Annotated in this window: 13 protein-coding genes; 4 read left to right on the forward strand and 9 right to left on the reverse strand. The window is 71.4% G+C overall.

Annotation, left to right across the window (positions count from 1 at the left end; all coding sequences use genetic code 11):
• Positions 1 to 13: 13 nt before the first annotated feature.
• Positions 14 to 1018, reverse strand: coding sequence for a zinc-binding dehydrogenase (locus tag ACFY1P_RS28400; RefSeq protein ID WP_390752221.1), 1005 nt, complete (start codon positions 1016 to 1018; stop codon positions 14 to 16).
• A gap of 88 nt (positions 1019 to 1106) precedes the next feature.
• Here ACFY1P_RS28400 and ACFY1P_RS28405 point away from each other — a divergent pair, with 88 nt between their 5' ends.
• On the forward strand, positions 1107 to 1811 hold the full coding sequence (locus tag ACFY1P_RS28405; protein ID WP_361524223.1) for a pentapeptide repeat-containing protein: 705 nt from the start codon (positions 1107 to 1109) through the stop codon (positions 1809 to 1811).
• Positions 1812 to 1880: 69 nt separating this feature from the next.
• Here the strand turns inward: ACFY1P_RS28405 and ACFY1P_RS28410 are convergent, their stop codons facing one another.
• From ACFY1P_RS28410 to cdgB, 5 genes are all read right to left on the reverse strand, one after another.
• Entirely contained in the window at positions 1881 to 2378 is a 498-nt protein-coding gene (locus ACFY1P_RS28410; RefSeq protein WP_361524226.1) for a hypothetical protein, read from the reverse strand.
• A 147-nt stretch (positions 2379 to 2525) separates the two neighbouring features.
• Positions 2526 to 4073 (reverse strand): M4 family metallopeptidase, encoded by a 1548-nt coding sequence (locus ACFY1P_RS28415; RefSeq protein WP_390752222.1) that lies wholly within the window; start codon positions 4071 to 4073, stop codon positions 2526 to 2528.
• 482 nt (positions 4074 to 4555) lie between these two features.
• Positions 4556 to 4744: an antitoxin gene (locus ACFY1P_RS28420; RefSeq protein ID WP_361524232.1), complete on the reverse strand. Its 189-nt coding sequence runs from the start codon at positions 4742 to 4744 to the stop codon at positions 4556 to 4558.
• 148 nt (positions 4745 to 4892) lie between these two features.
• Positions 4893 to 5816: a CBM35 domain-containing protein gene (locus tag ACFY1P_RS28425; RefSeq protein WP_361524235.1), complete on the reverse strand. Its 924-nt coding sequence runs from the start codon at positions 5814 to 5816 to the stop codon at positions 4893 to 4895.
• Positions 5817 to 6011: 195 nt separating this feature from the next.
• Positions 6012 to 7769: a diguanylate cyclase CdgB gene (cdgB, locus tag ACFY1P_RS28430; RefSeq protein WP_361524238.1), complete on the reverse strand. Its 1758-nt coding sequence runs from the start codon at positions 7767 to 7769 to the stop codon at positions 6012 to 6014.
• Between the two features lie 412 nt (positions 7770 to 8181).
• On the opposite strand from cdgB, the gene ACFY1P_RS28435 reads away from it, so the two are divergent.
• Positions 8182 to 8733, forward strand: coding sequence for a flavin reductase family protein (locus ACFY1P_RS28435; RefSeq protein ID WP_390752204.1), 552 nt, complete (start codon positions 8182 to 8184; stop codon positions 8731 to 8733).
• Between the two features lie 56 nt (positions 8734 to 8789).
• On the opposite strand, the gene arfB is transcribed toward ACFY1P_RS28435, so the two are convergent.
• A complete protein-coding gene (arfB, locus tag ACFY1P_RS28440; RefSeq protein ID WP_361524244.1) occupies positions 8790 to 9218 on the reverse strand; it encodes an alternative ribosome rescue aminoacyl-tRNA hydrolase ArfB in 429 nt (142 codons plus the stop codon).
• Between the two features lie 233 nt (positions 9219 to 9451).
• Between arfB and ACFY1P_RS28445 the strand changes: the two genes are divergently transcribed.
• Positions 9452 to 10027 (forward strand): TerD family protein, encoded by a 576-nt coding sequence (locus tag ACFY1P_RS28445; RefSeq protein ID WP_361524247.1) that lies wholly within the window; start codon positions 9452 to 9454, stop codon positions 10025 to 10027.
• A gap of 145 nt (positions 10028 to 10172) precedes the next feature.
• Positions 10173 to 11120, forward strand: a complete 948-nt coding sequence (locus ACFY1P_RS28450; RefSeq protein ID WP_361524250.1) for a hypothetical protein — start codon at positions 10173 to 10175, stop codon at positions 11118 to 11120.
• Here ACFY1P_RS28450 and ACFY1P_RS28455 read toward each other — a convergent pair.
• Positions 11111 to 11947 carry a ketose-bisphosphate aldolase gene (locus ACFY1P_RS28455; protein WP_390752205.1) on the reverse strand — a complete coding sequence of 279 codons (837 nt, stop codon included), beginning with the start codon at positions 11945 to 11947 and terminating at the stop codon, positions 11111 to 11113. The genes ACFY1P_RS28450 and ACFY1P_RS28455 overlap by 10 nt on opposite strands.
• Positions 11948 to 11987: 40 nt before the next feature.
• Positions 11988 to 12917 carry a 1-phosphofructokinase family hexose kinase gene (locus ACFY1P_RS28460; RefSeq protein ID WP_361524256.1) on the reverse strand — a complete coding sequence of 310 codons (930 nt, stop codon included), beginning with the start codon at positions 12915 to 12917 and terminating at the stop codon, positions 11988 to 11990.
• Positions 12918 to 12963 lie beyond the last annotated feature (46 nt).

Raw genomic sequence — 12963 nt, forward strand, 5'->3', positions numbered from 1 at the left:
AGGGAAGAGGGGCTCAGGGGACGAGTACGACCTTGCCCACCGTCGCGCGCGTCTCCAGCGCCCGGTGCGCCGCCGCGGCCTCCGCCAGCGGGAAGCGCGTGACGACCGGAGCCACCCGCCCGGCGGCCGCGTGCGCCAGCGCCTCGGCCTGCGTGCGTCGCATCCCGGCAGGTCCGCCGAGGCGCTTCAGCATCGGTTCCCCCAGCACACAGCGCGACGTGATGGACCGCGCGGCGAGCTCCTCGGGGGTGAACGCGGCCACGGGCCCCGGGCTCTCCGGGACCGCTGTCCAGCCGTGGTTCAGATGCCGGCCGCCCCGCCCCAGCAGGCCGACCGCGGCGCGAGCGGCGTCCCCGCCGACCCCGTCGAGGACGACGGTCGCGGCTCGGCCCCCGAGCGCCGTACGGGCCTTTTCCGGCCATGCCGGGTCCGTGTAGTCGAGGGCGACGTCGGCCCCCAGCTCGCGTACGCGCTCCACCTTCGCGGGGCCCCCGGCGAGGCCGACGACCGTGGCGCCCGCGCGCTTCGCGTGCTGCACCAGCAGCGTGCCGATGCCGCCCGCGGCGGCCAGGACCACGACCACGTCCTCGCCCGTCACTTCCGCGAGGGCGAGGACGCCGAGGGCGGTGCGGCCGGTGCCGACCATGGCCACGGCGTGCTCGTCGGCCAGCCCCTCGGGGATGTCGTGCAGCGTGTCCGCGGCGGCGAGCGTGAGCTGCGCGTAGCCACCCGGCACCTGGCCCAGGTGGGTGACGACGCGGCGCCCGAGCAGCGCGGACGCCACGCCCTCGCCGAGCGCCTCGACCGTGCCGGCGATCTCGTGCCCGAGGATCACGGGCAGCTCCGGCGGCTTGTGCGGCCCCTTCGCCCGGCCCTGCCGCAGGGTCGTGTCGACGAGGTGGACCCCCGCCGCCGCGACCGCGATCCGCACCTGGCCGGGGCCCGGCACGGGGTCGTCGGTGCGCTCGTACGTGAGGTTCTCGGCGGGGCCGAAGGCGTGCAGCCGGATCGCGTGCATGGGGTGCTCCTCCTCGGGCAGGGCGCCGGTGATGAGGCCGAACACCCAGGTCAGGGGCGTTGTCAGTGCCGTGTGCCACCGTGGACGCATGACGGTGGACGACAGGGCACAGGGCAGGGCGAGGCCGCGGAAGACGGCCCCGGTCATCAGACTTCCAGAGGTGCGGCTGCCACCGCTGCGGCCGTACGAGGGACCCGGGCTGGAGCCGGACGGGGATTACGACGGGCTGGACTTCACCGAGGCGGACCTCGCGGGCCAGAGGGCGCGGGGCAGCAGCTTCATGGACTGCCGGATGCGGCGCTGCGTGCTGGACGAGGCCCGGCTGAGCCGGGCGCGGTTCACGGACTGCGTGCTGGACGGCATCCGGGGCGTGGGCACGGATCTCGCGGAGGCCACGCTGCGCGACGTGGAGGTGTGTGACGCCCGCCTCGGCGGGACGCAGCTGCACGGCGCGGTCCTGGAGCGGGTCCTGGTGCGCGGCGGCAAGATCGACTATCTGAATCTGCGCGCGGCGACGCTGAAGGACGTCACCTTCGAGGGCTGTGTGCTCTCCGAGGCGGACTTCGGCGGCGCCGTCCTGGAGCGGGTCGTCTTCCGCGACTGCGCGCTGCGGCGCGTCGACTTCTCGGTCGCCCGGATGAAGGACGTCGACTTGCGGGCGGCCGGCGAGCTGGACATCGCCCGGGGCGTCGACCGGCTCTCGGGCGCGGTCATCAGCCCGTCCCAACTGATTGATCTGGCCCCCGCGTTCGCCGCGCAGATAGGCGTCCGGGTGGAGGCGCCGGTCGACTGATCCGGGCGCCGGGCGCCGGGCTCTGTGGCGGGGTGACCCGGGCGGCGGCCGGGGCTCAGGGGCGGCGGGTCACAGGCGGGGGAAGCGGGCCTGGAGGTCCCAGATCACGGGGTTGTCGGCGAGGCCCTCGTGCATGTCCGACAGGTCCGCGATCAGGTCGTGCAGGAAGTCGCGGGCCTCGCGCCGCAGCGCCCGGTGGTTGAAGTTGAGCGGGGGCTCGTCGGCCGGCATCCAGTCGGCCTCGACCTCCACCCAGCCGAAGCGCCGGGTGAAGAGCATCCGGTCGGTCGACTCGGTGAAGTCCAGCTCGGCGTACTGCGGGACCGACGAGCGGTTGCCCCGGGGGTCCTGGTCGACCTGTTCGAGGATGTCGCACAGCGCCCAGGCGAAGTCCAGGACCGGCACCCATCCCCAGGCTGTGGACAGCTCGCGGTCGGTCTTCACGTCCGCGAGGTAGACGTCGCCGCAGAAGAGGTCGTGCCGGAGCGTCCGCACGTCCGCGGTGCGGTAGTCCGTCTGCGGTGGGTCGGGGAAGCGGCGCGAAAGCGAGTAGCCGAGGTCGATCACGCTTCGATGGTGTCACGGCCGGGAGGTGTACGCGTAAACGTGACGTCCCGGGCCCGCGCGCACCGGACCGCGCCCCCGCCTTCCTGGGCGGTGGGAGCGCGGTCCGGTGCGGGTCACGGGAGGGGGAGGGGGTTCACCAGGGGCGGATCACTTGACGTTGATCGCGGTCCAGGTGGCGGCGACCGCCTTGTACTCCGCGCTGGTGGCGCCGTAGAGGTCCGCGGTGGCCTTCAGGGTGCCCGCGCGGGCGGCCTTGTAGTTGGTGGTGGAGGTGAAGTACGTGGTCAGGGCCTTGTACCAGATCTTGGTGGCCTTGTCCCGGCCGATGCCCGCCAGCTTCGACTTGTCGTAGGTGGGGCTGTTGTAGGTCACGCCGTTGACCGTCTTCGTGCCGCTGCCCTCGGACAGCAGGTAGAAGAAGTGGTTGGCGGGGCCCGAGGAGTAGTGGACGTCGTTGTTGCCGAGGCTGGAGGACCAGTAGTCCTTCGACTTGCCGTCCTTGCTCGGCTTGTCCATGTAGCGCAGCGGGGTGCCGTCGCCGTTGATGTTGATGGCCTCGCCGATGAGGTAGTCGCCCTTGTCGGTGCCGTTGTTGGCGTAGAACTCGGCGGCCGTGCCGAAGATGTCCGAGGTCGCCTCGTTGAGGCCGCCGGACTCGCCGCTGTACTCCAGGCCGGCCGTCGCCGAGGTGACGCCGTGGCTCATCTCGTGGGCGGCGACGTCGAGCGAGGTCAGGGGGTGGTTGTTGCCCTCACCGTCGCCGTAGGTCATGCAGAAGCACTCGTCGTCCCAGAAGGCGTTGACGTAGTTGTCGCCGTAGTGGACGCGGGAGTACGCGCCCTTGCCGTCGTTCTTGATGCCTGTGCGGCCGAGGACGTTCTTGTAGAAGTCCCAGGTGACGGCCGCGCCGTAGTGCGCGTCGACGCCGGCGGTCTGGCGGCCGCCGCCCCAGGTGTCGGAGGAGTTGGTGTAGAGCGAACCGGTGCCGGACGTCCCCTGGTTGAGGTCGTACGTCTTGTGACCGCCGCGCGAGCCGTCGGTGAGCTCGTAGCCCGACCCGCCCTTCGTGGTGGTCAGCGGGACCGTGCCGCTGTAGGTGCTGGTGCCCGTGCCCGTCTCGATGGCCTCGCGCTGGAAGAGCTTCTTGCCCGTCGACGCGTCGGTGACGACGTGCAGCTTGCTCGGCGTGCCGTCCTTCTGGACGCCCGTCACCACGGTCTCGTAGGCCAGGACCGGCTTGCCGCTCGCCGCCCAGACGACCTTGCGCGGGGCCTGGCTGTCGGTCTTGGCGTTCTTCTGGTCCGCGGAGGCGCTCAGCGCGCTCTTCTTCGCGGCGGAGGGGGCGAGCGAGGGCGCCGTCGTGGGCACGGATATGTCGGCGTCCGTCGCCTTGTCGACGCTGCGCGAGCCGCCCTTGGTCTCGTGCACGACCAGGTCGCCGCCGAGCACCGGCAGACCCTCGTACGTCCGCTCGTAGCGGGTGTGCACCGTGCCGTCGGCGTCCTTGATGACGTCGCGGACGACCAGCTTCTCCTTGCTGCCGAGACCGATCTTCGCGGCGGTGCTTCCTGCCTCCGTCTGCGCGCTCTTGATCGCGGCCGACCGCTGCCCCGCCGAGAGCGCGAGCGCCTGCGCGCCGTTCTCGCGGTCGGTCTTGGCGGTCGCCGAGCCGCTCTGCACTCCGACGACGACCATGGCGGCCGAGGCGACGAGGGCGGCGGCACGCAGGGTGTTCTTGCGGGAGGTGGAGGTGATGCTTCTCAACTCTGTCTCCTATGAGGGGGGTTAGGGCAGCCGGGTGTACGACTGCCCCTTGTTGCACATGTGGTGCAGGAGCGAATTGAGAAGAGACTGCCACTGATGAGGCGTCATTGACAGGGGCGCAACAAGGATTTGATCTCCCGTTCTCCGAAAGGCGGTTGTTTGGTTCCGCTATGCGGTGAACTGGGTGCGGGTTTGTTACGCGCCCGGCGGGCGGCGGACCGGCGGCTTCCGCAAGAGGGCATGCGAAAGCCGCCCCGGGTGGTGGGTGCCCGGGGCGGCTTGCGATGAAAGGGGGGCGGGGTGAGAGGCGCTCTACGGCGGAGCGCGCTCAGTCAGCCCGGCCCGGCGCACGCCGCGGCCGCAACGCCGCCGTGGCGGGCATTGCGACCGTATACGAACGGTGAACGCGCGGACTATCGCTGCTCGTCCGTCGGCGGCTGGTTGCCGATCTGCTCGTTGAGCTTCTGCTGGGCCGTGTCGACCTGGCTCTGATACTTGTTGCCCGTCTTCGCGTCAAAGGCGTCACCGGCCTTCTCGACGCCTTGCCGGGCTGTGTCCTCATGGCCCTTGAGCAGGCCCTTGAGCTTGTCAAGCATGGACATGACCGTCCTCCTCACGGAACGCTGACGCACCCAGCATCGCCGCATTCCGCCCGGCCCGCATCCTCGGCGGCTCCCCGCCGGGCGGCGCGCGGGGGCCTTGGGGTGGCGCGCGGGGGTGGGGGCGCGCCGTTCGCTCAGCGGTGAGCCGTCAGCCGTTCTTCCTGATCGAGAGCTGGTCGAGGTGGACGTCGCACGAATTGCCCTGCTCGCAGGAGAGCTTGATGGAGTTCGCGCCCTTCTTGAGCTGGATCAGGGACCAGGTGCTCTTCCAGCCGTTCTCCCAGTCCTTCGTGCCGCCGAAGTTCCTCATGTTGATGGGGCGGGACTCGGGAGCGCCGTTGGTGGTGATGGTGAGGTTGGCGTCCGTGCCGGGGACTCCGTAGCGGGCGTCGAGGCGGTATTCGCCGTCCGCGTCGACGTTCACCTGCCACTCGACGGCCGCGCCGACCTTGTTCATACCGGTTATATAGAGGCCACCGTCGGCCTGTGCGCCCTTCACCGTCTTCTCGGTGGTGGCGCCGCCCGAGAGGTTGAGGGTCGCCGCGTCACGCTGCTGGAGACCCGCCGCCGAGGAATTGCTCGGCTCGTCCTTCTTCGGTTCCTTCGGCTTCGCGCTGTTCTGCTGGTCCGGCTTGTTGTCGCCGTCGGCGTTCGTCTTCGCGTCGCCGGTGCCGCTGTTGGTGATCATTGCCGCGCCGATGCCGCCCGCCACGACCACGACGACGGCTATGGCGGCGACGAGCAGGCCGCGGCGCTTCGGGCGCTGGGGGCCGCCGCCGTGGCCGCCGGGCGGGGGGCCCGGCTGGCGGGGGGTGCCGCCCGGGAGGGTCTCGGGGGCCGCGTAGTGCGGGGCGGGCTGCTGCGGGGGCTGCTGGCCGCCGTACGTCTGGTTCTGCTGCCCGTACTGCCGGGAGCCCACCGTGCGGACCTGGTGGTAGGACGTGCGGGGGACGCCGGGCCGGGGCGCGGCGGGGCCACCCTCCGGGCTCCCGTCACCACCCTCCGAGCGGTACAGGTGCGCGAACGGGTCGTCGCCCTCCGGCGTTGCCGAACCGTTATTACCGGCCGTCATCCCCTGTCACTCCCAACCTGGTGCCCACCGGCGCTCACGTGCGCGAGCGCCCCGGAACGCCGCTGCCGAGCCGGGGCGGCCCGGGCATCCTCGCGGTCCGGATGGCCAATTTTCACGATCGATTCACGTCGGCGGCAGTGGCCGCATTCGGCGCAGCCTACCCGGTAATCATGGGCCCACGCCGTGGTACGGACCTCAGCCTGCCCGCCGCCCCGCCTTGGCGCGTGACCGTTTTTCGACGTACATCCGCTGATCCGCGGAGCGGAGCACCTCGTCGGCCGACATTCCGCAGCCCGCCCAGCCGATCCCGAAGCTCGCGCCGACGCGTACGGCGCGGCCGTCGACCCTTATCGGCGGGATGATCGCGTTGCGCAGCCGGACCGCCAGGTCCTCGGCGTCCGCCTGGCCGAGACCGTCCGCCAGGACCACGAATTCGTCGCCGCCGAGCCGGGCCACGGTGTCGCCCTCGCGCACGCCGTCGGTCAGCCGCCGGGCGACCTCTATGAGGACGGCGTCGCCGGTGTGGTGCCCGAAGCGGTCGTTGATCGACTTGAAGCCGTCGAGGTCGCAGAAGAGCACGGCCAGGCCCTTGGTCCCGTCGTCCTCGGAGCTCTCGTCGGGCGCGACGGTGTGCACGTGCCCCGGATAGGGCGCGCCGCCGTGCTCGGCGCCGAATTCGCCGGTGGCGCTGTCGGGCTTGAAGTCGGAGGCGTAGTCGGCGGCGAAGTCCGGGGCGTAGTCCGGCCCGAGGTCGGCGCCGAAGCCGTGCCCGTACTGCTGCTGCCCGTACGCCGCGCCCTCGACCTCGTCGAAGCCGTCCAGGGGGCCGTACGGGGTCACCGCCGCCGCGTGCTCCTCGGCGCGGGCCGGGGTGCCGCACAGCCGGCTGCTGAGGCGGGCGCGCAGCTCGGCGCTGTTGGGCAGGCCGGTCAGGGAGTCGTGGCTGGCGCGGTGGGCGAGCTGGAGCTCGTGGCGCTTGCGCTCCTCGATGTCCTCGACGTGGGTGAGGAGATAGCGCGGGCCGTCGGCGGCGTCGGCCACCACGGAATTGCGCAGCGACACCCAGACATAGCTGCCGTCGCGGCGGCCGAGGCGGAGTTCGGCCCGGCCGCCCTCGGCGGAGGTGCGCAGGAGGGTGCCGATGTCCTCGGGGTGGACGAGGTCGGAGAAGGAATAGCGGCGCATCTGCGAGGCGGACCGGCCCAGCAGCCGGCACAGGGCGTCGTTCGTGCGGTGCAGCCGCCCGTGCTGATCCCCGCCCATCTCGGCGATGGCCATGCCGCTGGGCGCGTATTCGAAGGCCTGGCGGAAGCTTTCCTCACTCGCGCGCAGCGCCTGCTGTTCCCGCTCCAAGCGGACGAGTGCCCTTTGCATGTTTGCGCGCAGCCGAGCGTTACTGATCGCAATCGCGGCCTGGAACGCGTACATCTGGAGGGCCTCCCGCCCCCAGGCTCCCGGGCGGCGTCCATTGCGCGGCCGGTCGACGGATATGACGCCGAGGAGCTCGCCTCCGGCGGTGCCCGCCGTGTACATCGGGGCGAAGAGGCGGTCCATGGGGTGCCACTCGTCCGGGAAGCGCGGGGCGGGGCCTGCGGTGTGCCACTGAGGCACGTCGTCGTCGTCGAGCACCCAGCCCTCGGTGTACGGGATGAAGCGCAGCGAGCCCCACTGGTCCGCCATGGCCAGCCGGCGCTCCCAGGAGACCCGGGAGCCGACCCGCCCGGCCATCAGCGCCTCGGCGTGTGCGCTGCCCGCGACGGCGGCCACGACGAGATCCCCGTCGGGCCGCACGAGATTGACCGCCGAAAGCTCATAGCCGAGGCCGGCGATGATGCCGTCGGCGACGGTCTGCAAGGTGTCCGCGAGGCTACGTGCCGTGTTCAGATCGGCAACCACCTGATGCAATCCCCGCAAGGTCGCAAGGCGGACGTACGGCTCCGACTCGGTCTCCATCTTCGCTCTCCCCCGAGACCTCGACAGCAACTCCAGGCTTCTTGTCGTCCGTTTATCACGGCCACTGAATCACAGCGAGCTGACCACTCGGTACACAGGGTCAACAATTAGCGCCCTCTGTGACTCATGTCACAGTGTGTGATGAAGTCCCGCCCCTGGCGTTCGAGCGCGCTCTTATGCTTCGTGAACGCAAATCCGAAACCCATACGACACCCATATGGACGCCATCCGGAGGCGAATCGGATGGCTGCCGAAAGGCAATCGGCCACGCTTTGGCGCGAATCGGTCGCGGAGCGCGAGAATGCCCGGTCGGCACGGGATTCCTGCCCGGGAGGCACCACCGGGCGACCTAGGACCCGGCTGGTCCTGAAGCCCGATGCGGGGGAACGGCGCGGCGGCTAGCGTGCACAGCGTGTTGCAGACGACTTCGCCCCACGAGACCGCCATACCCCATGCTGAAGGGGTGAGCGCCGACGAGTTCCGGGCCGCCCTCGCACGCCTCGCCGCGGGCGTCGTGCTGGTGACCGCCCACGACGCCGAGGACGGGCCGCAGGGTGAGGACGTCGGGATGACGGCGACCGCGTTCCTGTCCGTCTCGCTCGAACCGCCGCTCGTGATGGTGAGCGTTCGCAACGGCTCCCGCATGGACGACCTTCTGGAACGGCAGCCGCTGTGGGCGGTGTCCGTCCTCGCCGAGAGCCAGCGGCACATCGCGGGCCGCTTCGCGATGAAGGGCCGGATCAGCGACCGGCTGCTGTTCGAGGACATCCCCTACGAGCGCGGCGTGCCGACGGGGGCTCCGCTGGTGCGGGGTGCGCTGGCGGTGCTGGAATGCCGGACCGAGCAGCGGGTCGAGGCGGGGGACCACACGCTGGTGATCGGCCGGGTGCTGACGGCGCACGCGCCGAGCACGGAGAGCGGGCCGCTGACGTACTTCAAGGGGCGCTACCGGCGGCTGGCCTGAGGTCCGGCCCCGGCTTGCGCCCTTCTGTGCGACTCAGCTCCTGCTCGGCGCGCGGCTCAGCCCCAATCGCGCCCGGAGCGGCCGCGCTTGGTGTCGCCGCGCTGCTTCTTCTCGCGCAGCCGCCGCTCGTTGATCCCGCGCGGGATCTTCGTGGGCCGCCGCGGCCGGGGCGGGGGCGCGGACGCCTCGGCGAGGAGCGCGGCCAGCCGGACGGCCGCCGCCTCGCGGTTGCGCCACTGGGAACGGTGCTCCGACGCCCGTACGGTCACCACGCCGCCGACCAGGCGGCTCGCCAGCCTGGCGAGGGCGCGCTCCTTCCACACCGGGGGCAGCGCGTCGGTGGCGGCGAGGTCGAAGCGGAGCTCGACCTGGCTGTCGCTGGTGTTGACGTGCTGGCCGCCGGGGCCCGAGGAGCGCGAGAAACGCCACATGAGCTCCGACTCCGGGAGGCAGACGGAGCCGCGGATGACGTGGGGACCGGACATGTCCCCCATGATCCCGCGCCCGGGGCGGGCCGTCACCCCGTTTTGCGTCCGGCGGCGTCCGCGGAGACGCCCCATCAGGAAACCCGTCCGGATCCCCGCCCGGAACCCCCATCAGGAAATGGCAAAGAAAGTAAAGCTGACTGGAACCCCAGGTCCCCCGGAGGGCGTTATCAAGGGTGACGGCGATCCCGCGGTCGCCATCGCAGCGTTTCCATCAGAAAGGGACCTTTCCCATGGCTGTAAGCCTGTCCAAGGGCGGCAACGTCTCCCTCACCAAGGAGGCCCCGGGCCTGACGGCCGTCACGGTCGGCCTCGGCTGGGACGTCCGCACCACCACCGGTACGGACTTCGACCTCGACGCGAGCGCGATCGCCGTGAACCCCACGGGCAAGGTCTATTCCGACGCCCACTTCGTCTTCTTCAACAACAAGTCGACGCCGGACCAGTCCATCGTCCACACCGGTGACAACACCACCGGCCAGGGCGACGGCGACGACGAGTCGATCAACGTCAACCTCGCCGCGCTCCCGGCCGACGTGGAGAAGATCGTCTTCCCCGTCTCCATCTACGACGCGGTGGCCCGCAGCCAGAACTTCGGCCAGGTCCGCAACGCGTACATCCGCATCGTCAACCAGGCCGGCGGCGCCGAGATCGCCCGCTACGACCTCAGCGAGGACGCGGCCACGGAGACGGCCATGGTCTTCGGCGAGCTCTACCGCAACGGCGCGGACTGGAAGTTCCGCGCCGTGGGCCAGGGGTATGCGTCGGGTCTTGTGGGCATTGCGCAGGACTTTGGTGTGAACGTCTGAGGCGGGCGCGTCGGGTGAGCCCGAAGAAGGCCGTCCCGTTGCCGGGGCGGCCTTCTTTGAACTGATGAGCGATTCCGCCCTCTCGAACGGGTGAACGTAGGTAGAAAGTCCAGGGGGCCCGCGTTCGCGGTTCTAGCGTTCCCCCATGGTCACTTCGCGCCACGAGGCGTCGCACCGCATCTTCCAGGAACGCCCGGAGCTGCTCGCGCCGGTATTCCGGCTGCTGGGCGTGCCGTTACCCGCCAAGGCCACCGTCGAGGTCCTCACGGCGGACGTCACGGAGATCAGACCGCTCGAACGGCGCGTGGACAGCGTGCTGCGCATCGAGCCGGCCGACGGCGGTGACGGTCCCGGGTTCCTCCTCGCCATCGAGGCGCAGGGGCGTCAGGACCAGGCCAAGGCGGCCAGCTGGGCGTATTACTTGTCCTATCTGAAGGCGAAGTACGGCTGTCCCGCACTGCTCCTCGTGGTCTGCCAGGACAAGGCGACCGCGGACTGGGCTTCGGGGCCGCTGCGGCTCGGCGTCGACGCCTGGACCTCGCTGTCGGTGCATCCGCTGGTCCTGGGACCCGGGAACGTCCCCGTGATCATCGACGCGGAGGAGGCCGCCCAGGACTTGACCATGGCGACGTTCTCCGCCATGACACATGGCAGCAGCCGGGACGCCACGGCCATACTGGACGCACTGGCCCTCGCCCTGGCGACGGCGGCCCCGGAGACATCGGCGTACTACGCGGAACTGCTGGAGATCGGCCTGGGGAACTCCCGGGCGGGAGAGACCTGGAGGAAACTGATGCCTATCCGTACCTACTTCCCCGGCCGCGGCACCATGATCGAGCAGGCGCTCCTCGAAGGCGAAGAGAAGGGGCGTGCCGAAGGGCGTGCCGAAGGGTGTGCCGAGGGGCTGGCCCAAGGGCGGGCCTCGGAGCGGGCGCTGATGGTGTTGCGCGTGCTGCGGAACAGGGACATCGCCGTCCCGCCGGAGATTCGGGAACGGGTGTCCGGCTGCAAGGACCTGGACACCCTGGAGCGCTGGCTGGACCGGGCCTTCATCGTGTCCGAGGCCGACGAGATCTTCTCCGGTCAGGACTGACCTCGGCTCACCGCCTCCAGGAAGTGGCGTGCCGTCTCCGCCATCGCCTCTCGTGCCGGGGTCAGGTATTTTCTCGGGTCCACCGTCGACGGGTGGGTCTTCAGGAAGGTCCGGACCGTCTCGGTGAAGGCCGTGTTCAGGGCCGTGCCCACGTTGATCTTTCTCATGCCCGCGGTGACCGCGCGGCGGAGTTCCCCGTCGGGGACGCCCGAGGAGCCGTGGAGGACGAGGGGGACGGGGACGGCGGCGGCCAGGGCGGCGATGAGGGCGTGGTCGAGGGTGGCCGTGCGGGTGGCCATCGCGTGCGTGCTGCCGACCGCCACCGCCAGGGCGTCCACGCCGGTCTCGGCCACATAGGCGGCGGCCTCCGCCGGGTCGGTGCGTACGCCGGGGGTGTGGGCGTCGCCCGCCTTGCCGCCCACGCGGCCCAGTTCCGCCTCGATCCACAGGTCGCGTTCGTGGGCCCAACGCACCGCTTCCGCGGTGGCCTTGACGTTCTCGCCGTACGGGAGCCTCGACGCGTCGTACATCACCGAGCTGAAGGGGTGGGCGTGCGCCTCGCGCAGCAGGGCGTCGTCCTCGACGTGGTCCAGGTGCAGGGCCAGGCGGGCGGTCGAGGACGCGGCGACCGCCGCCGTCGCGGCGGCGATGGGGGCGAGGTGGCCCCCGTGGTACTTCACGGCGTTCTCGGAGACCTGGAGGACGGCGGGGGAGCCGGCGGCCTCCGCGGCCGTGGCGATCGCCTCCGCGTGTTCGACCGTGATGACGTTGAAGGCGATCACGGCCTCGTGGGCGGAGACGAGATCGGCGGTGCGGGTCAGGGGCATTGCGGGCCAACTCCCTTGCTCGTGAGGGGTTCCGCGCCTGCTACAGCGGCGTCACCGAGACCTTCGGCAGCAACTCCTCGTACGCCTTCCGGTCGAACTCGCCCGCCGCCCGCGCCCGTACGGTCGCCGCCGCGAGGGCCACGGCGCGGGCCACGCGCTCCGGCCAGGGGGTGCCCTCCACCCAGCCGGCGAGGAGGGACGCGACGGCGGAGTCGCCCGCGCCGGTCGGGTTGCCGGTCAGCCGCCGCGGCGGGGTCGCGCGCCAGGTGCCCTCGGGGGTGACGGCGAGCATGCCGTCGGCGCCCAGGGTCGCGGCCACCGCGTGGGCGCCCCGGCGCCGGGCGTCGAGGGCCGCGCGCAGCGGCTCGGTGGAGCCGGTGAGGGCGGCGAGTTCGCCGGTGTTGGGCTTGACCAGGTCGGGGCGGGCGGCGATGCCCCGGCGCAGCGGCTCGCCGCTGGTGTCGAGGAGGACGGGCACGCCGAGCGCGCGGGCCTGCCGTACGAGATGGGCGTACGCGCCGACCGGGACGCCCGGCGGCAGGCTGCCGCACAGGGCGACGGCGGCGGCCTCGGGCAGGAGCCGGGCGTAGGCGTCGGTGAAGGACGCCCACTCCTCGGGCGCGATGGCGGGGCCGGGCTCGTTGAGCTGGGTCGTGTCGCCGGTTGAGGCGTCGACGACGGCGACCGTGCGGCGGGTGGGGCCGAGGACGGGTACGAGGGCGTCGGTGAGGTTCCCCGTGGCGGGGGCGCCTTCGGCGAGCAGACGGCGCACGGTCTCACCCGTCGCGCCCCCGGCGAAGCCGGTGACGACGGTGGGGTGGCCCAGCGCGGCGAGGACGCGCGCGACGTTGAGGCCCTTGCCGCCCGCCCGTTCGGTGACGTCCGTGACGCGGTGCGAGGTGTGCGGGTGCAGACGTGGAACGCGGTAGGTCAGATCGAGTGCGGTGTTGAGCGTGACCGTGAGGATCATCGGCGGCTCTCTCCCATGACCGGGGACGGCGTTTACGGCGGCGTGA

The sequence above is a fragment of the Streptomyces sp. NPDC001407 genome, from assembly GCF_042895325.1.
Taxonomy (GTDB): Bacteria; Actinomycetota; Actinomycetes; order Streptomycetales; family Streptomycetaceae; genus Streptomyces.

What these genes read in the sequence shown, in the direction of transcription:
- cdgB (WP_361524238.1), bottom strand. Translation starts at nt 7,769, where the DNA reads ATGGAGACCGAGTCGGAGCCGTACGTCCGCCTTGCGACCTTGCGGGGA.
- ACFY1P_RS28450 (WP_361524250.1), top strand. Translation starts at nt 10,173, where the DNA reads ATGGTCACTTCGCGCCACGAGGCGTCGCACCGCATCTTCCAGGAACGC.
- ACFY1P_RS28400 (WP_390752221.1), bottom strand. Translation starts at nt 1,018, where the DNA reads ATGCACGCGATCCGGCTGCACGCCTTCGGCCCCGCCGAGAACCTCACG.
- ACFY1P_RS28420 (WP_361524232.1), bottom strand. Translation starts at nt 4,744, where the DNA reads ATGTCCATGCTTGACAAGCTCAAGGGCCTGCTCAAGGGCCATGAGGAC.
- ACFY1P_RS28425 (WP_361524235.1), bottom strand. Translation starts at nt 5,816, where the DNA reads ATGACGGCCGGTAATAACGGTTCGGCAACGCCGGAGGGCGACGACCCG.
- ACFY1P_RS28460 (WP_361524256.1), bottom strand. Translation starts at nt 12,917, where the DNA reads ATGATCCTCACGGTCACGCTCAACACCGCACTCGATCTGACCTACCGC.
- arfB (WP_361524244.1), bottom strand. Translation starts at nt 9,218, where the DNA reads ATGTCCGGTCCCCACGTCATCCGCGGCTCCGTCTGCCTCCCGGAGTCG.
- ACFY1P_RS28455 (WP_390752205.1), bottom strand. Translation starts at nt 11,947, where the DNA reads ATGCCCCTGACCCGCACCGCCGATCTCGTCTCCGCCCACGAGGCCGTG.
- ACFY1P_RS28405 (WP_361524223.1), top strand. Translation starts at nt 1,107, where the DNA reads ATGACGGTGGACGACAGGGCACAGGGCAGGGCGAGGCCGCGGAAGACG.
- ACFY1P_RS28445 (WP_361524247.1), top strand. Translation starts at nt 9,452, where the DNA reads ATGGCTGTAAGCCTGTCCAAGGGCGGCAACGTCTCCCTCACCAAGGAG.
- ACFY1P_RS28415 (WP_390752222.1), bottom strand. Translation starts at nt 4,073, where the DNA reads ATGGTCGTCGTCGGAGTGCAGAGCGGCTCGGCGACCGCCAAGACCGAC.